The organism is Bacillus sp. M6-12 (assembly GCF_002860285.1).
Lineage (GTDB): Bacteria > Bacillota > Bacilli > Bacillales > DSM-1321 > Peribacillus.
This window is the reverse complement of the sequence record NZ_PGVF01000008.1, coordinates 134,999-153,322: the sequence shown is the minus strand read 5'-3', so window position 1 is coordinate 153,322 and position 18,324 is coordinate 134,999. Positions and strand designations below refer to the sequence as shown.

The 18,324-nt window shown below is 39.3% G+C and carries 11 protein-coding genes and 1 pseudogene; 7 read left to right on the top strand and 5 right to left on the bottom strand.

Annotation, left to right across the window (positions count from 1 at the left end; all coding sequences use genetic code 11):
• Window positions 1–99, top strand: a 99-nt coding sequence (locus CVD28_RS11740; RefSeq protein WP_142384765.1) for an IS3 family transposase, incomplete at its 5' end; no start/stop codon positions are given.
• A gap of 51 nt (window positions 100–150) precedes the next feature.
• Here CVD28_RS11740 and CVD28_RS11735 read toward each other — a convergent pair.
• Together CVD28_RS11735 and CVD28_RS11730 are read right to left on the bottom strand one after the other, a co-directional pair.
• A complete protein-coding gene (locus CVD28_RS11735; RefSeq protein ID WP_101592562.1) occupies window positions 151–618 on the bottom strand; it encodes a thioredoxin family protein in 468 nt (155 codons plus the stop codon).
• Entirely contained in the window at window positions 615–1,052 is a 438-nt protein-coding gene (locus CVD28_RS11730; protein WP_101592561.1) for a disulfide oxidoreductase, read from the bottom strand. Before CVD28_RS11730 ends, CVD28_RS11735 begins: the two co-directional genes overlap by 4 nt.
• 208 nt (window positions 1,053–1,260) lie before the next feature.
• On the opposite strand from CVD28_RS11730, the gene CVD28_RS11725 reads away from it, so the two are divergent.
• Window positions 1,261–1,494, top strand: coding sequence for a hypothetical protein (locus tag CVD28_RS11725; protein ID WP_101592560.1), 234 nt, complete (start codon window positions 1,261–1,263; stop codon window positions 1,492–1,494).
• A gap of 114 nt (window positions 1,495–1,608) precedes the next feature.
• Here the strand turns inward: CVD28_RS11725 and CVD28_RS11720 are convergent, their stop codons facing one another.
• The 3 genes and pseudogenes from CVD28_RS11720 to CVD28_RS11705 all read right to left on the bottom strand — a co-directional run bounded on the left by CVD28_RS11720 (window position 1,609) and on the right by CVD28_RS11705 (window position 7,048).
• Entirely contained in the window at window positions 1,609–4,047 is a 2,439-nt protein-coding gene (locus CVD28_RS11720; RefSeq protein WP_180954128.1) for an EAL domain-containing protein, read from the bottom strand.
• 1,002 nt (window positions 4,048–5,049) lie between these two features.
• A pseudogene (locus CVD28_RS11710) lies at window positions 5,050–6,224 on the bottom strand (IS110 family transposase).
• A 395-nt stretch (window positions 6,225–6,619) separates the two neighbouring features.
• The gene (locus CVD28_RS11705; RefSeq protein ID WP_101592559.1) at window positions 6,620–7,048 is read right to left on the bottom strand and encodes a DUF2383 domain-containing protein; all 429 of its coding nucleotides are present in this window, start codon (window positions 7,046–7,048) and stop codon (window positions 6,620–6,622) included.
• 946 nt (window positions 7,049–7,994) lie between these two features.
• Between CVD28_RS11705 and CVD28_RS11700 the strand changes: the two genes are divergently transcribed.
• The 5 genes from CVD28_RS11700 to CVD28_RS11665 all read left to right on the top strand — a co-directional run bounded on the left by CVD28_RS11700 (window position 7,995) and on the right by CVD28_RS11665 (window position 18,091).
• On the top strand, window positions 7,995–9,245 hold the full coding sequence (locus CVD28_RS11700) for an ATP-binding protein (RefSeq protein WP_101592558.1): 1,251 nt from the start codon (window positions 7,995–7,997) through the stop codon (window positions 9,243–9,245).
• Between the two features lie 2,442 nt (window positions 9,246–11,687).
• Window positions 11,688–12,785, top strand: coding sequence for an NAD(P)-dependent alcohol dehydrogenase (locus CVD28_RS11680; protein ID WP_101592554.1), 1,098 nt, complete (start codon window positions 11,688–11,690; stop codon window positions 12,783–12,785).
• 15 nt (window positions 12,786–12,800) lie between these two features.
• The gene (locus tag CVD28_RS11675; RefSeq protein ID WP_101592553.1) at window positions 12,801–14,276 is read left to right on the top strand and encodes an aldehyde dehydrogenase family protein; all 1,476 of its coding nucleotides are present in this window, start codon (window positions 12,801–12,803) and stop codon (window positions 14,274–14,276) included.
• A 413-nt stretch (window positions 14,277–14,689) separates the two neighbouring features.
• Window positions 14,690–16,237, top strand: coding sequence for a GNAT family N-acetyltransferase (locus CVD28_RS11670; protein WP_101592552.1), 1,548 nt, complete (start codon window positions 14,690–14,692; stop codon window positions 16,235–16,237).
• A gap of 123 nt (window positions 16,238–16,360) precedes the next feature.
• On the top strand, window positions 16,361–18,091 hold the full coding sequence (locus tag CVD28_RS11665; RefSeq protein WP_101592551.1) for a phospho-sugar mutase: 1,731 nt from the start codon (window positions 16,361–16,363) through the stop codon (window positions 18,089–18,091).
• Window positions 18,092–18,324 lie beyond the last annotated feature (233 nt).

Sequence of the window (18,324 nt, the reverse complement as noted above, 5' to 3'; positions counted from 1 at the left end):
ATCGATTATTACAATTACAGACGTATTAAGGCAAAACTAAAAGGCCTGAGCCCGGTTCAATACCGAGTTCAGACCTTACAAGCTGCCTTATGCAAATAACCTGTCTAACTTTATGGGGTCACTGCATCTGACAGGGATTTTTAATTTGGGCTATTTTATGTTTGTTTGAAAAAAGTCCTTAAATTCTTCTGCTTTGTGGGAACCGACGATTCGTGCCTTTTCTTTGCCCTTTTCGTAATGGACAATGGTTGGGGTTGATTTTATCTGATAATCATCCCATCCTTCTTCAAACTCAAGAAGATTATACTGCACAAGGTCAATATTCATTTCTTTTGCAACAGGATTAACGACTGGTGTAGTTTTGATACAATGCGGGCACTCTGGGCTGTAAAAATAAACTGTGACATTTTCTTCCTTGTCCAATTTATCCTTAAGTGCATCAGGCAAAATTAAGTTCTGATAGTTAGGATCATCCAATTGTTCAACAGTAGATGCCCGGAGTGTATCTTTACCGTATGGGTTATCCTCGGATTTTTCTTTTTGCTGTGTATTATTAATAATGGCTATGGCCGCGAATAGGCCGATAATGACAACAAGAAAAATGATAATTTTTTTCACTTAGCTACCTCCCGGATTTTAGACCAAATCAAAATACTGCAAATAAAAATAATGATAAAGGCGGTTAGTGAAAGAAAAGGAATAGTGATAAATCCAAGCCAGTTAATATATTGGCCAGTACAAGGGACTCTTCCGCATGAGGGGGCAGCCTCAGAGAAAAAAGCCACCTTTTGAATAAGATAATGGTAGCCGGAAATACAAATGCCGATGCCCGAAATTACCATAGAATAAAGGCTGATCCAGTAATGCTTTTTAACAGCTGCAATGCCAAGAATGATTGTTAAGGGGTACATTAATATCCGCTGGTACCAGCATAGTTCACATGGTTCAAATTGTTTAATTTCTGAAAAATACAAGCTGCCGAACATTGCGGTCACTGAAGTGGCCCATGCAAAAAAAAGCAAGTTGTCGCTTCGGCTGTTATTTGAGCCCATTTACATTCCACCTCTTTACCAAAATCAAATTCCATGTTAGCAGTTTCACTTTATTGTAATAATAAAAAGTAATTATTTCAATTTGTAAATATCACTGTCAAAATTTCTGCTTTTTTTATGTAATTAGCTGAAGTGGCCCAAGCACCGAATGTGCAGGATATGATTAATTCATCTGTCACATACGTCTTTGTTGCTGATATAATGACGGTTGAAAATTGATCCGGATACAGTGGAAGTAAAGATCATTGATCACCTTACTTTTCACGAGGCGGGCAAGCTGAATCCACTTATTGTCGACGGGAAATTTCTCACTCAATGGAAAGAAACCATGAGCGAATTGAAAAGTGAAGCGAAAGCAACCCTAAAAATGATAACCAATAAGCAGTTTCATTTTTTTATATTACAATTATGTGAACCAACATTAGAAATTAATAAGCGGTAAGTTTCTACTTATCGCCTATTGGCTATTTTTATCTTATACTTGCAATTTGGTGAAAAGTCTGCCGAATGGTGTATGAATTTCAGCCATACTTTCGCTTCCCTTAAAATTAAATTTTTATATTTTTGGCTCGTTTATGAGTTGTTGTTGAAGAATAGTATTCATCTCTTCAGCTGGAATTGGCCTGCTGAAGAAGTAGCCTTGTGCTTCGTTACATTTTTCTTGCTGGAGAAAATGAAGTTGTTCTATTGTCTCAACACCCTCAGCGATCACCTTCAGATCCAAATTATGAGCCATATTGATAATTGTACTAACAAGTGAGGCATCCTTCTGATTAATAAAAATATTCCTGGTAAATGACTGATCAATCTTCAATGTATCGATAGGAAATGTCTTCAAATAGCTTAATGAAGAATAGCCTGTTCCAAAGTCATCTATAGATAAATGGATACCCATTTCCTTCAACGTATGCATTGTTGAGATTGCATGTGCAGAGTCTTGAATTATACTTTCGGTAAGCTCAAGTTCCAAATGCACTGGGTCCAGTCCCGACTCTTTCAATATTTTTCTTACCGTCTCTGCAAAGTTAGTTTGCTGAAATTGACGTGAAGAAATATTGACAGCCATTCGTAAACTGGGATAACCATCCTTCTGCCAAGTCTTATTCTGAACGCAGGCTTGGTAAAGCACCCATTCCCCTATAGGTAAAATTAATCCGGTTTCTTCCGCCAATGGAATAAAATCAGCAGGAGAAATCATTCCCCACTCGGGATGATGCCAGCGAATGAGGGCTTCCACCCCACATAATCTTCCTGTCTTCACATCCATTTGCGGCTGATAAACTAATTTCAGCTCATTTTGATCTAACGCTTTTCGCAAACCAATTTCAAGCTTCATTTTCTTAGATATAGCCTCATTCATCTCTGGAGTATAAAACTCAAAGCTGTTTCTTCCCTGCTCTTTTACTCGATACATGGCTGTATCGGCATTTTTAATCAATGTTTCTGCATCTCTTCCGTCAGACGGGTATGAAGAAATTCCAATTGATGGTGTAATAAATACTTCATGTTCGTTTAAGACGATTGAGTTATTAAAGACATCCACAATCTGTTGAGCAATTTTAGTCAGTTTATCAGCATTAGAATGTGGAATAAGGACAATAAACTCATCCCCGCCTTGGCGGCAAACTGTATCTGATTTTGCTACACAGGCCTGAATTCGTTTAGCTACCTCTATTAAAAGCTGATCTCCTGCAGCGTGGCCAAGTGTATCATTTATATATTTGAAACGGTCGAGGTCTAAAAACATAACACCAAGTGTTCGTTTATTTTCGTTTGCTTGATCTAAAGCTTGGCTAAGACGGTCATTTAATAGGCGTCGATTAGGCAAACCGGTCAAGGAGTCACGATATACCATTTGATTAATTTTTTTCTCAGACTGTTTCCGTTCCGTAATATCCCTTATGATACTGCTAAAATATATATTTTCTCCTTCTTTCCAAGTGGCGAGGGATAGTTCAATGGGAAAGATATGTCCTCCCTTTTTCAACCCTTCTAATTCAACCGTGTGTCCGACAACTTGTGGTTTCTGAGTGGCAAGGTATCGTTTCATCCCGCTTTGATGAGATTTCCTATAACTTTCCGAAATGATCATTTCTAAGTTTTTACCTATTACTTCTTTATCTTTATATCCAAACATACCTTCCGCACCCGTATTCCACGAAATCATGTTGCCTTTCCGATCGGCTAAAATAATAGCATCTGTAGCCGATTCTATAACAGAACGGAACTTGCTCTCAAACTTAATGGATTGGGATTCAAATTTCTTATCTACATAAATGCTTATGAAAACTAACCCGAAAATGACAAACATACCAATTCCAATGCAATAAGCCAGAGTCGAGCTGTCAAATAATGATACTGACGTGTTCCCATGAGGATGTACCTTAAACTTTGCCGCCGCCATCCCTGTATAATGCATCCCGGATATGGCTATTCCCATAATGAGGGAACTGCCCGATTTTCTCCACCACATACGTGGCGTATTGTGATTTTGGCTTATAAAAAACAACAAATATAATGCCACTAGCGAAGCTACAAAGGCAATGACTGCTGAAAGTATCCATAATAATGGGTTATACTCTATCATTGCTCCCATCTCCATTGCATCCATTCCAGTGTAATGCATGGATACAATTCCTGTGGCCATAAAAAATGCTCCCAAAATGACGTGTATTTTCCCCATCATAGTAGGTCTGCTGATAATAAAAAAAGCTATTCCAGAAGATATAATGGCTGGGATAATAGAAATGATGACTAATGTTTTATTATATGAGACAGGTATGGATAAATGGAAAGCAAGCATGGCAATAAAATGCATGGCCCATATGCCCATGCCCATGGCAAATGCTCCCGTCCATAGCCAAATATACCGATTTAAACCTTTAGCTTTAATTAATTGAACACTTAAAGCTAAGGCAGCATAGGAGGCAATTATTGCAATGATAATGGAAAGGACGACAAGAGAAATTTGGTATGTAACATAGTATGCTTCCAAGTAGAACCCCCCCTTATTGTTGTTATTATCTAATAGTGACTATCGGACTGCTAATTTAATATTATATAGGTATTTTTTCATATTTCAATAAAAAATACATTCCAAAGGCGCCTGCTATAGCTCCTGTTTTTCTGCCGTAAATCGGTTCCGTCCCCGGAAACGTTTTGCAAGTTGTAATGGCCGGCATAATTGCAGTACCAATTGTCGGATGCTTAAAGAAAACTGCTGGACCGTTTTAGGTGATTTAACCAAACGGGTAAACAAACGACATCAAGAGAGAGATGTACTAAACTATCCCATGAGGAGTAAAAGAAGTGCAAGAAAAGGGTAGCCGGGATATAAATTGCCACATTCCTTGATAGGTCAAAAGAAGCAATACCATGCTACTATTATTGTGAGGTGGTAAAATGTTTGTTTCTCCTATGCTTCTTCAAAAGAGCGAAAAATCGTTTGACGTTAGTGAGTTTATAATGAACTGAAAGTATCTCTATAAATATCGATGTACAAAAATAAATTTTTATCCTTTCGCTTGTGCACCATGCGTCATTATGATTTGTATGTACATAATAATTCCACTGTACATAAAACGTGTTTTGACGATGAATTGTGTACAGTTAAAATGAAACTATAAAAATCTCGCATGAGTAAAAATTGTGTTCCGGTGCGGGTAAAAAAATAGATTTATTATTCGACGGTGTTTATTTTCTTGAAATTCAAATATGGTTGTATACGAAAGATGTAGCAAATTGATAGGATGTTCTATGTATTTGTTTTAGGTTTGATACTTGTCTTTCATTTTTCAACAATCGGGTGCATGTTTTAGGCAGCTTTTCTTATTGAACTACCATGAAAATCAACTTCTGTAACGTTGGAAAAAAGGCAATACTTAAATAGACGCAGCTCATTCTGTTTTTTTTCTAAGAGAGAGCGCCTGGTTGAGGTTTTATGGTTAAGATAGATGGATTAGGATAATTCGGAAATTGTTACAGTATAACCTAGGTTTTATAGTCTTCGAACGGAATGGCGTACAATTGAAACTTGTCTTTGTTTATCAAAATAATCTCTCCAAGATCTATATACATTTCTTTTCGTACGAGAAGGTAATATGCGATTCGTAACATCGCAAGTGCAACGACAATTGCAGCTTTTTTCTTTCCTTTCCTTCCAGCTGTACGTATGTACAGTGCGCCCAGATAGCTTTTCGAGCCTCTTACTGATTGAGCTGCTTCCGTTAGAGCAGATCTTAGATACTTGTTTCCCTTTTTTGATTTGCTAGATTTTCTTTTGCCAGCGCTTTCGTTGTGTCCGGGTACTAAGGCAGCCGACGAACATAAGTGTGCGGCAGTAGGGAACTGATTCTTAACATCTGTTCCAATTTCAGCTAGAATTTGCTCAGCCATTCTTGTGGCAATACCGGGAATGGAATCGAGTCTTTCAATATCTTCCTGATATAAACTCACTCTTTGGGCGATCTCTTGATCTAGGGTTTCAATTTGTTCAGAAAGAAAATCAATGTGAGCTAGAATGGTTTTCAACATTAAGCGTTGGTGCGGATTAATATAACCTTGAAGAGCTAGCTCAAGTTCTTCTTTTTTTCTTTTTAAATGTACGTCACGCGAAGTTTGCTAGTTTTTCAGGATCATCTTCACCATTCGCAATGGCTCGAAGCATATCCTTTGATGAAACACCCATAATATCAGAAACCACAGAACCTGGTTTTATATTCGCTCCTTCTAAAACCTTTTGAATCCGATTGTGCTCTAGCTCGCTCTTCAATGATACTTCGTCAATAACGCACTATTTCTCGCAGTTCTCGTTGATTCCGATCAGGAATGAAACTTGCCTTTAAAAGCCCATGACGAAGAAGTTGAGCTATCCATTCGGCATCTTTGACATCCGTTTTACGTCCCGGAAGGGCCTTCATATGTTGAGCATTTACGACTAAAAACTCTATTCCTTCGGACTCTAATAAGTTAACGATAGGTTTCGAGTAAACACTGGTGCTTTCCATTGCCACGTGAGTATAACTATTCTCCTTGATCGACTCCAATAACTTTAATAAAAGAACCGTTTTAGTAGAAAATGTTTGAACCTCCTTTCCTTCTGAAGTCATAATACAAGCAGTGATGGTCCTTATGGACATATAAGCCACATGCTCTTTCAATGATTACATCCATTTGAAATTTACCTTTCCAGGCTATTAAGTTGGAGGCTGGTGCAACAATCAGAATTAGGATTAATCTACCAGAGTGCTTCCTGTAAGGGAGCGACAGTCTGTGGTGCACCGCGGTCGTTGGAGTCAGACTAAAGGATGGGCACTAAGGCACCATAGTTCATCGACACTCCTCTCCCAGCCATAGAAACAGTATGGACGGATTCAATCTATTTTCATTCTCTGTGGTGCAGCGCTGAGTTTGCGCTGGATGGGGGGGTAAAGGGGGTAGTTGAACAAGCAGGATAAATAACATTGTTATAGTTTAACTAACCATTTTGTTGCGTGTGCAGGAGGGATGAAGAAGTATGAAGGTACAAGGAGGGACCATCAAATGGCTGTAATGGTCCTATTCAAGTTTTAATGGAGAAGTTGGCTTAACTTTTCAACATGTCTGCGGTTCGTGTTAATAACTTCTTCAACAATTTTTTTGCTTGTTTCATCTAAATCTCCTTTAACGATTTCCTCTGAATAATGTACTCCATATTTATCTAATCCTTCTAACGCATCCTCAATGATATTCTTGGTATCATCAGGAAGCATTACTTTGTGCATGAAGCTCTGCATCGAACCAGAAATCCCTTCACCGTCGGCTGGAATTCCTCCAAGGTTCTGAATACGCTCAGCTATTTTGGAGGCATTCTGCTTTAACTCCTGTTGAATAGTTTGGAAGTTCTCCCTCAATTCAGTATTATCAAGATTTGATATATAATGCTCAAAGGCACGTACTCCCATGTAAGTTCCTTTCAGTAAAGTATTTAATTCCTCAACAATAATGTCATTCGTCATATTAATCACATCCTTTACCGTGCTTTTGCTGTTTATTTCTTCAATTAGTAGAATGCCCTAATTTATAACAATCTTTACGCTCTTTTTATAGATATATTGTCCTTTTATAACCAAAACTTATGTCCAGAGTCCTTATTAAACTCCCATGAAAATAAAAACTAAAAAGGGCATACAAAGGAAGACCCAGAAAAACCAGTTTTTAAAAAAAGGCTGAGCCTCTTGAAAGATCGCATATAAGGTTGGCTGGTAAATTGAAAGTAAAAGACACCCATCTACTAAGAAATATAATCAATGTCAAGCTGGCGCAACAACCAGAATAAGGAATAATCTCCCATGAGTGCTACCCCTAAGGGCGCGACAGTCGGTGGTACACCGTGGTCGTTGGAGTCAGACTAACGGATGGGCTCAAAGGCACCATAGTTGAAAGAACTTCTTCGCCAGCATTAAAACAGTATAGACTGCCTAATCCATTTTCATTCTCTGTGGTGTAGCGCCGATTTTGCGCTACATGAATGGCTAACGGGTGCGTTAGTTTAATAAGAATTAAAAAAAACTGTATCAACGATTACTTGGTAATCAACCATACAGGCTTTACCTACCGGTAGCTATTTGTCCTTATATATATTTAACTCACAGGTCCTTTTTGAATATATTGCTAAATTTGTTTTCCATTTTAGAAAGGCTGGTATTTTTTTCTATGGGATTAGATTCCTTTGACTCAAAGAAGGATTCCAAATTTTCCAAACTGGCATGCTTCCTGTCACTATAGGTAAACGCTTTTGTGAACGTTTAATGAATTTTTTAATTTCTATTTCCACAATGAGTTGTTGGTTTTTGTCGAGATTTTTATATATAGCAATCGATCTCGATATAATAGAATATATGTTGTATTTTATTCTGGCTTTAAACGATTGTATTCTAGCAATTTCCCTTTGGAGGAGACAACATGGTTATTGAATTTGAACAAGTTTTAAATCATGTTTCAATAGTATTTATTCCAATCTTTTTATATTACTTGTTTTTCCAAGAAGATTCTGCGAAGCGGAGTAAACCAAACTCTAAACTACTCATTGTTCTCCTTTGTATGTTATTACTCACCATGTCTTTACCCGTTGAATTCTCGAATGATTATCAATTTGATTTCAGATATATTCCCCTTATTGTTGCTTTTTTATATGGTGGAGTAAAGCCAGGTTTCATTTTAGTAGCAGTATTATTGATATATAGGTTCTTTATTGGTGGCAATGGGTTTTATGTAGCTTTGATCAATTCTTCTATCCTTACTATGATTCTACTATTTTTCTCTCGAGACTATGAGGTAATAAAATTAAAACAGAAAGTGATCCGAGTTAGTGTGCTGTATTGGGTTGTTACAATATTGGGAAGATTAACTCTTTGCGCGTTTAATCAAATACAATTAATTTTGTTTACAATGATGTTTTATTTTATTACTTGGCTATTTTTGATGGCCACTATCCTACTAATCGAAAAAGTGAATCAACATACAGCGTTCCAAAAGGAAATCCAAAGAGCTGAAAGACTAAACGTTATCAGCCAACTAGCAGCATCTGTAGCCCACGAGGTTAGGAATCCCATGACGACTATACGCGGGTTTTTACAGTTTATCAAGAACGATAATACTTTGGATAACTCAAAAAGAAACGAATACATAGATATTGCTCTTAGTGAACTCAAACTGGCCGAAAGAATTATCAGTGATTATTTATCATTAGCTAAGCCTCAATCGGAAGATCAACATTCTATAAATATTTCTGAAGAAGTCAACAAAACCTTAGAGTTGATGAGATCTTATTCAACTATACAGAACATAAGCATTAAGGCGTCTATCCAGGACTCCCTTTTTATCAAAGGAAGCAAAGACGAGATAAAGCAGGTTTTGGTTAATATCATAAAAAATGGAATTGAATCTATGGATGCAGGGGGAGAACTTGTTGTCAATATCTTTGAAAAGACTGGTAAAGTCATCATCCAGATTAAGGACAATGGTAAGGGAATGACAGGCAGCCAACTAAAACGAATCGGAACCCCATTTTATACCACAAAAGAGAAAGGTACCGGTGTCGGTCTTACGATTTCTTTTCAGTTAATTGAATCAATGAAAGGAAAAGTGCACGTAGAAAGTAAGCTTGGGAAGGGTTCTGTTTTTACCATTCAATTTACTGCTATTAACCCCTGAAGAAATATGAGCCTAATAATGGGGATTGTCCCTATAGTGCTGTATGGAGGGAGGTCCCTATTTCAACACAGGTATGGTACAGCCAAGTATGTTGTAAAAACAGAGAAGGAAACTCAGCAACTATTCATAATAAAAGATGGCAAGTTTCCAGGTTATAGTTTCATTCCTGTGATTTCTGACCTTAATGGTTGTCCACAAGGGATTGTTCATCTGTTGAATTGGATGATGCCTATGCTTTAATCTCCCTTGCTATCAGAACTCAAGTTTTCTATTTTACTGGACTATGGTTTTAATTATTGTGAAACCGGCCTAGTGTGGGGATCATTCAGAGGAGGAGTAATCCTTCTCTTTTATTAATCCTTAATATTAAATAAGCCAATCATTTGTGCCCGCATAGTTCCTTTTCTTCTTATTACGCTCTTTTGCTGACCTTAATTTATTTTTTAGTAACATGATTATTCCTATAAGCCGTAACAGCTACCTTAGCTTTCTTCCATGTTCCAAACATTCGTATAAACGCCGCTACTGATGGGAGATCATTTCTTTAGCGTAATCATCCCATTTGCTCTTACTTGCTGATGGAAAGACTTCATAATGCTTTTTCCCATAGTTCAAGAGATCCTGCTCTGTAAGATTAAAACGTTTATTTTTCTTGTGCTTTTTTGGAATTTATTCCCAAGTAAAATAGTTGCGCAGTGTTTTATAGGTAGGTAGTTCATGTATCTTTGCATATTCATCAAATTGTTTTCGAGAAATCAGATTTTTTCCCATGTTCCCGCAACACTTCATCAATCATTTCCTTTGTGTAATGTTTGGATTTTAATATATCTATGGGGAGATCGAGATATTTTTTTACCTCATTCCAATTTCCAAAATGCCGTACAAAGGTGCCAGCGGAAGGTAAGCCGTTCTCTTTAGCATATTCATTCCAGGAAGCGAAGCTCGTGAAGTGAGGGCGGCCGCCCAATATAAAGGAACGTTCCTGTTTCGTTGGATTTGTTTTGGGTGGTCCCGCAGGAGCCGGACTTGGTTTTGCAATCGGAAGTTTTCTTGGGACTGGATCAGGTTTGGCTACTGGGGCCGTTGGAGGAAACAAAGTAGAAAAAGATATTTCAAAATCACTAAAGGAGGACTAAAAAATGAAAAACTTACTAGACGGTATTGACCGTTTTTAACGTGTATCCCGATTCAAAAACGATGTAAATCGATATATCGATTTAATTGTTGACATATCGAAATTAGAATGGCCATCGAATCACTCGAACAGGAAATGCGCTATTTAGACTGGGAATTGAGGACTTCAGTATTCCGTAGACCACGAAAAGGGTTCTATCTTTGCGTATGAGCTCGCTAGAAGCATGACAAAAAGGCGAAATTCGCTGAATTCGGTTGGTTTGTCGAACGAATGTCTACAATTGTATAAAACTTCTTTGTTTACAACAGGGTCGGGACTGTTGTACTGATATTGACATAGTTGTTTTCGACATGCGAACCCGAGTGGAGTTCGGAGCGCGTTGTTCAGAACGTTACCTTTTCGTATGGATCGAAAGTCCGTACAAAGTTTATCCGCCTCAACACTCACAATCGACCAATTATGAGTGGGCAGAAAGAAAGTCCTCCTGACCAGAGGGCTTTTTTCATGGAAATAAACATATCAGGGAAGGAACCCTTTTCCTTACTCTATACCCCTGCCCATAGGCGGCATACCATTTTCGGGGGGCCAATCCCTACACATGGCTTTACGGCTCGTATATTTCGGGTATAAGTTCCTTATAATTGTTTTAGGTGTTGCTTTTACCTAATTAAGGTAACATTTTTAATTTCAGCCATAGGTTGAAATTGTGCGAAGTCTACACCAAGCACATAATGGGCGAAGGCTAGGAAACCAACTAAGGCGACCATCCTTATCAGCGGCATCCAAGCTGTGACGAGCGCAGCTTTGCCTTCTGCCTGTGCTTTGTAGGCGTTTTGGTTCACTGAGTGACATAGTTTTGCGTTTTCTCATGGAAGCACATTCCCCAATTCTGAAAGAATGAGGGCAGGCATCCTATTGACTTCATTCTATCTGAAAATATGCCAAAAAGATATTTTCATTTTTCGACAAAACCCATAGCCAAGCCCTTCGGAAGTCCGTTTTCCCCTCACAGGTTTCTCACCCATTTGAAAATAAAAAGTCAATAGGGATTTGAAATTTTTCCTGCATGGGTTATTTGCCCTCATTTTTATATAATCCTCCTTTGCTATTATAATTGCTTGCTTACGGCCAGGGCCACATTTATGATATTCGATAAGTAATTTTCAAGTTCTATCCAGATAGTAGGCTTAATTTTAAAAAAGCAAAAATTTAAAATAATGAAAATACAATAATGAAATTAAATAGTTCAAATTCAAGATATATTAAATGTGAAAACGCTTACTACTTTAGGATAGGGAGTGGAGCATGTGTTAGCAAAAGCAGCTGTAACGTATGGAAAAGGGGAACCTTTTCAGATTGATGACATTACGATCGACAAACCGAAAGATGGAGAAGTGTTGGTCCGTATTAAAGCGGTCGGTATTTGCCATACGGATTTAATTGTAAGGGATCAATATTATCCTGTTCCTTTGCCGGCCGTACTCGGTCATGAAGGATCGGGTATTGTGGAGGAAGTCGGCACAGGCGTTACGAGTGTACAGCCTGGTGATCACGTTGTATTGTCTTTTAGTTCATGCGGGCAATGTACGAAATGTTTGTCAGGCAATCCTTATGCATGTGATACATTCTTTGAGTTGAATTTCACAGGCACTATGGGAGATGGCACATGCCGATTGCACAAAGACCATCAAGACGTTTCAAACTTTTTCGGTCAATCAAGTTTCGCTCACTACTCCGTTGTGTCAGAGCGTAATGTCGTAAAAGTTCCAAAAGATGTGCCGCTGGAAATTTTAGGTCCGCTTGGATGTGGAATTCAAACAGGCAGTGGTGCGGTATTAAATAAATTGCAGCCGCCTGAAGGGTCAAGCATTGTGGTATTTGGCTGTGGTTCTGTAGGCTTAAGTGCGATTATGGCTGCTAACGTCGCTAACTGCACAACGATTATTGCGGTCGACCTTCAAGAAAGCCGTTTAGAGCTTGCAAAGGAATTGGGCGCAACACATACCATTAACCCGAAAGACGTCGTCAATACAGTAGAAGAAATTCAAAAAATCACTGGCAGCGGCGCTAATTATTCTGTTGAAACAACAAGTATACCTGCTGTACTGCGTCAAGCTGTTGACTGCCTGGCAACGCTGGGAAGGGCAGCGGTCATTGGAGCACCGCCGGTTGGGACAGAAGTTTCATTAGATGTTAATACGCTTTTGTTTGAAAGATCTGTTACAGGAGTTTTGCTTGGATCTGGTGTGCCGCAAACGTATATTCCAAAATTGATTGACTTGTATAAAAACGGCAAGTTTCCATTTGATAAATTAATTAAATTTTACTCTTTGGAAGAAATCAATCAAGCCTGTGAAGATTCTGAAACAGGAATAACGATCAAGCCAATTTTAAAACTTTCTTAATTAGAGGAGGAAAATATATTGGAAACAAAAACAGCGAAATACACAGACTGGAACAAGCTAATCATCAATGGTGAGTGGAAAGATGGGTCAAGCAGCAGAGAGTGTGTTGTTGAAAACCCTTATAATAATGAAGTGCTGACAACGTTTAAATATGCAAGTAAAGAAGATATAAATGAAGCATATGAAACGGCTGAAAAAGCGCAGGAGCATTGGGGTGCTTCTTCTGCTTATGAACGTGTGGAACTGCTGGAAAAAGTAGCTGCTTTATTTGAAGAGAGAAGAGAAGAGCTTGTTCAGCTTTTAGTTGAAGAATCAGGAAGCTCGCAATTAAAAGCAAACGTCGAAGTCAGCTGTTCCATTGCTGACCTTAAAGAAGCGGCAAAATATCCGCTGCAAATGGAAGCATCCATCCGCGCTTCAGCCGTTCCGGGAAAAGAAAACCGTGTGTATCGTGATCCAATCGGTGTTGTGGGAGCGATTACACCATGGAACTGGCCTCTTTATTTAACCATTCGTGTTGTCGCTCCAGCCATTGCAACAGGCAACAGCATTGTTGTTAAATCTGATTCACAGACGCCAATCACGGGCGGCCTTATCATCGCTAAACTCTTTGAGGAAGCTGGTCTTCCAAAAGGCGTATTGAATGTCTTGGCAGCGGATCTTGAAGAGGTAGGCGATTACTTTGTAGAGCATCCTGTCCCACAGGTTATTTCATTTACCGGCTCAACAGCAGCAGGCAGACATGTTGGTTCACTAGCCGTGAAAAATTTGAAAAAACCAGCACTTGAACTGGGCGGAAACAATGCGCTTATCGTTCTCGATGATGCAGATGTTGACCTTGCCGTATCTGCCGCTGCATTTGGTAAATATATGCATTCTGGTCAAATTTGTATCGCGCTTAACCGTATTATTGTAGACCGCAAGATTTACGATTCATTTGTGGAAAAATTTAAAGCGGCCAGCTTGAAAATTAAAGCCGGAAACCCAGCAGAGAGCGACACAATTATTGGTCCGCTAATTAATCGCAAGCAGGTAGACCGCGCGCTGAACCTTGTGGAACAAAGTATTGGTGAGGGCGCAAGAGTGATTTTAAAAGGGGAAGTAGATGGAAACGTTGTACAACCAATCATTTTAGCAGATGTAACGAATGATATGGCTGTTGCTCAAAATGAAGTGTTCGCGCCTGTGGCGGTTATTATTCCAGTTGATAGTGAAGAAGAAGCAATCAAAGTCGCAAATCGCACGCCATTTGGCTTGAGCGGCGCGGTATATTCAGGTTCCATTGAAAGAGGCATCAATGTCGCTAAAAAAATCAAAACGGGCATGATTCATGTGAACGACCAGTCTATTAACGTAGAGCCAAATGTTCCTTTCGGCGGGGAAAAGTTCTCTGGAATTGGCCGTTATTGCGGTGAATGGGCCATTGATGAATTTACAACAGTTAAATGGCTGTCCGTCCAAAAACAACCACGTGAATATCCGTTTTCATAAATAAAGAAGCTGACAATGATTCAGCGTGCATTCCCATTTTAATGAATGTACGGCTGTTCTTGAAATAAAATACGAAAAAAAGGGAACAAAAATAGTGGTTTAAATGCCGCCGGAATAACTATAAAAAATATAAATTTTTTGTTGTAAAGTAACAGGAAAAATTCTTTTCCTCTCAGATTGACGACAAAAGGGGTTCGGAATGGTCTCATTCCGAACCCCTTTTGATGTTTTTTTCTATTTTTCTGGTTATTCAGTAGGAATTGGCCTCTCTTAGCCTCATTAAGGTTAAATGGAAAAACGTCTAAAATAAAGGAATAATCATAAACTTCTTTGTGGGCAATTCAGTTTCCTTTTTCCTCACTACGGGTAAAATAAAAAGATTTCTTTTATATAGACAAGGAGATGCCACAAGGATGAATAAGTTGGATTTGCAGAAGTTTGAAAAAATAATGGAGATAAGAAGAATAGAGCATAAAGATATAGATGAGATTATTGCCCTTCAGGCTCTTTGTTTTCCAGGGATGGACCCTTGGCAGCGGGATCAGCTGGAGAGCCATTTAGACATTTTTCCAGAGGGCCAATTCTGCGCTGAATATGACGGGCAGATTATTGGATCATGTTCAAGTTTAATTATTAATTTCGATGAGTACGATGACCGCCATTCTTGGGATGATATTACGGATGAGGGATATATCACAAATCACAATCCGGAAGGTTATAATCTTTATGGAATTGAGGTTATGGTACACCCGGATTACCGCAGAATGAAAATTGGACACCGTCTCTATGAAGCCCGGAAAGAGCTCGCCCGCCAACTTAATTTAAAAAGCATCATCATTGGCGGGAGAATTCCCAACTATCATAAATATGCTGATGAAATGTCGCCTATGGAATATGTTAAAGAGGTCCAGCTCCATAAAATATATGATCCTGTGCTATCATTTCAGCTATTAAACGGTTTTACGCTCATGCGGATTAACCGAAATTACCTGCCGGATGATAAGCAATCGAATAAATACGCTACCCTTATGGAATGGAATAATGTTGAATATCATCCCCAGACAAACCGGTTTTTTAAAACGTCTCAGCCTGTCCGCATTTGCGTTGTGCAATATATGATGCGGCAAATCAGTTCATTTGAAGATTTTGCGCATCAGGTGGAATACTTTGTTGATGTGGCATCAGATGCACATGCGGATTTTGCAGTATTTCCAGAACTGTTTACGACTCAGTTAATGTCATTCTTGAATGAACGCGCTCCCAGCCTGGCCATTAGGAGGCTAACTGAGTTTACTGAACAATATATTGAACTGTTCACGACGCTGGCTGTTCGCTATAATGTCAATATCATCGGCGGTTCCCATGTAGTCATGGAGGAAGATGACAATATCTATAATATAGCCTACCTATTCCGTCGGGATGGTACCATCGAAAAACAATATAAGATCCATATTACGCCAAACGAACGGAAATGGTGGGGAGTGAGCCGCGGTGATTTAGTAAAAGTTTTCGATACAGACTGCGGCAGGATTGCGATTCAAATTTGCTATGACATTGAGTTTCCAGAGCTTGCCCGTATTGCCACAGAAATGGGTGCCAAGATCATATTTACCCCTTTCTGTACAGAAGACCGGCAAGGTTATTTACGAGTAAGGTACTGTGCCCAGGCACGGGCAGTTGAAAACCAGATTTATACCGTAATATCAGGAACAGTAGGAAATCTTCCCCAAACAGAAAATATGGATGTACAATACGCCCAGTCCGGGATTTTTGCCCCTTCTGATTTCGAGTTTGCTCGCGATGGCATAGTTGGGGAAACAAATCCTAACATTGAGATGGTGCTAATTGGTGATGTTGACCTTGAAGTGCTCCGGCGGCAGCGCCAATCAGGCACTGTACGGCAACTAAAGGACCGACGCCAAGATGTTTATAAGATAAAATATACACTGGGAACTAAATGATTAATTATGGGTCTGCTCTTTGCCTTTATTGGCAAGATCAGACCTTTTGAAGGATTTTACCGCTAAGGCGTAGAAATAGAGATTTATATTCGCCGAAGAGTACATAAGAATGGAGATGAAAAAATGGGCTGGAAACAGACTTTTACTTTATGGGATGAGTATCCATCTCTTGACGAAGAAATCAGGGGTATTATAGATGAATTGAAAAAGGACGAGCAAAGTCTCGAGGATTCCTTTTATAAAAATCTTGAGTTTGGAACGGGCGGAATGCGCGGTGAGATAGGTGCCGGCACAAACCGGATGAATGTCTATACTGTAAGAAAAGCAACGGAAGGTCTGGCTAGATATATCGCATCATTTGGCGAAGAGGCAAAGGCGAGCGGAACAGTAATTGCTTATGATTCCAGACATAAATCTCCGGAATTTGCCATGGAGGCAGCGAAGACCTTGGCATCGCGTGGTATCAAGGTTTATCTTTTTGATGAACTGAGGCCGACTCCTGAACTTTCTTTTGCTGTCCGATATTTGAAAGCGTATGCGGGGATCGTGATCACGGCAAGCCATAATCCTCCTGAATATAACGGCTATAAAGTATATGGCAAGGATGGAGGACAGCTTCCACCCGAAGCGGCGGACATGGTAATCGAATATGTTAACGGTGTAGAGAATGAGCTGTTAATTAAGGTTGAGGATGAAGAAACCTTAAAAGCACAGGGTTTAATTCAAATTATAGGTGAAGAGATAGATGATGCATATAATGCGAAACTTTTAACCATTTCCGTAAATCCGGGCCTTTCAAAGGAAGCTGAAGTGAAGGTTGTCTTTACTCCTCTTCATGGAACGGCAAATAAATCAGTCCGCCGTGCACTTCATGATCTCGGCTACACCAATGTATCCATAGTTAAAGAACAGGAGCTTCCAGATCCGGAATTCTCGACTGTTTCTTCACCAAATCCTGAAGAACATGCAGCCTTTGAACTTGCTATCAAGCAGGGTCTGCAGGAAAACGCCGATGTCTTGATTGCCACAGATCCCGATGCCGACCGTCTTGGCATTGCGGTAAAAAATAACCAGGGTGAATATGTTGTCCTGACCGGAAACCAGACTGGGGCACTCTTCCTTGATTACTTACTTGAACAAAAACAGAGAAAAGGAAACCTGCCTAAAAATGGGGCAGTGTTAAAAACAATTGTAACATCTGAAATTGGCCGGGAAATAGCCTCCAGATACGGTCTTGAAACCATTGATGTATTGACCGGATTTAAATTTATCGCAGAAAAAATCAATGAATTCGAAAAAACTGGCGAACACGCATTTTTATTCGGTTATGAAGAGAGCTATGGCTACTTAATCAGCGATTTTGCAAGGGATAAAGATGCCATTCAAGCTTCCGTAATGGCGGTAGAAATTTGTGCCTTTTACAAAAAGCAGGGTATGTCATTATATGAAGGATTGCTTCGGGTTTTTGAAAAGTACGGATATTATAAAGAGGGCCTGCGATCGCTAACCTTAAAAGGTATTTCCGGTGCCCAGCAGATTCAGGACATCCTTTTAAATTTCCGGTCCAGCCCCCCGCAGCAAATTGCTGGTCGAAAGATAGTGGCGATAGAAGATTATCAAAGCAGCTCAAAAACTTTATTGCTTGAAAATTTAAAGGAAGAAATCCTCCTTCCGAAGTCGAACGTTCTAAAATATTTCCTGGAGGATGGAACATGGTGCTGCCTCCGTCCATCAGGCACTGAGCCGAAGATTAAGTTTTATTTTGGTGTCCAGGGCAAAACAGAAGCTGAAGCAGATGAGAATTTAAAACAAGTTACCGATAGTTTCATGAACATCATCGAAAAGATGATATAAAAACAGGTGCTCCTTGGATAAAGGAGCACCTTTTTTTAAGTTGATTACAAAGGTTTACTACTTTTTTTCATTAATAAATCAGAAATAGGCCTAAAGTGGTTCCTGCAGCGGCTTTTCCTATTCTTTCATTATTCCGGTGCCCTCAGAGCAGTCACAACAATTTGTTAATCCATCCGGACATCCTTAGACATGATCGGCAATTCATTATTGAACGCATCCTGTGCTGCCTTAAT

What these genes read in the sequence shown, in the direction of transcription:
- CVD28_RS11730 (WP_101592561.1), bottom strand. Translation starts at nt 1,052, where the DNA reads ATGGGCTCAAATAACAGCCGAAGCGACAACTTGCTTTTTTTTGCATGG.
- CVD28_RS11705 (WP_101592559.1), bottom strand. Translation starts at nt 7,048, where the DNA reads ATGACGAATGACATTATTGTTGAGGAATTAAATACTTTACTGAAAGGA.
- CVD28_RS11700 (WP_101592558.1), top strand. Translation starts at nt 7,995, where the DNA reads ATGGTTATTGAATTTGAACAAGTTTTAAATCATGTTTCAATAGTATTT.
- CVD28_RS11670 (WP_101592552.1), top strand. Translation starts at nt 14,690, where the DNA reads ATGAATAAGTTGGATTTGCAGAAGTTTGAAAAAATAATGGAGATAAGA.
- CVD28_RS11665 (WP_101592551.1), top strand. Translation starts at nt 16,361, where the DNA reads ATGGGCTGGAAACAGACTTTTACTTTATGGGATGAGTATCCATCTCTT.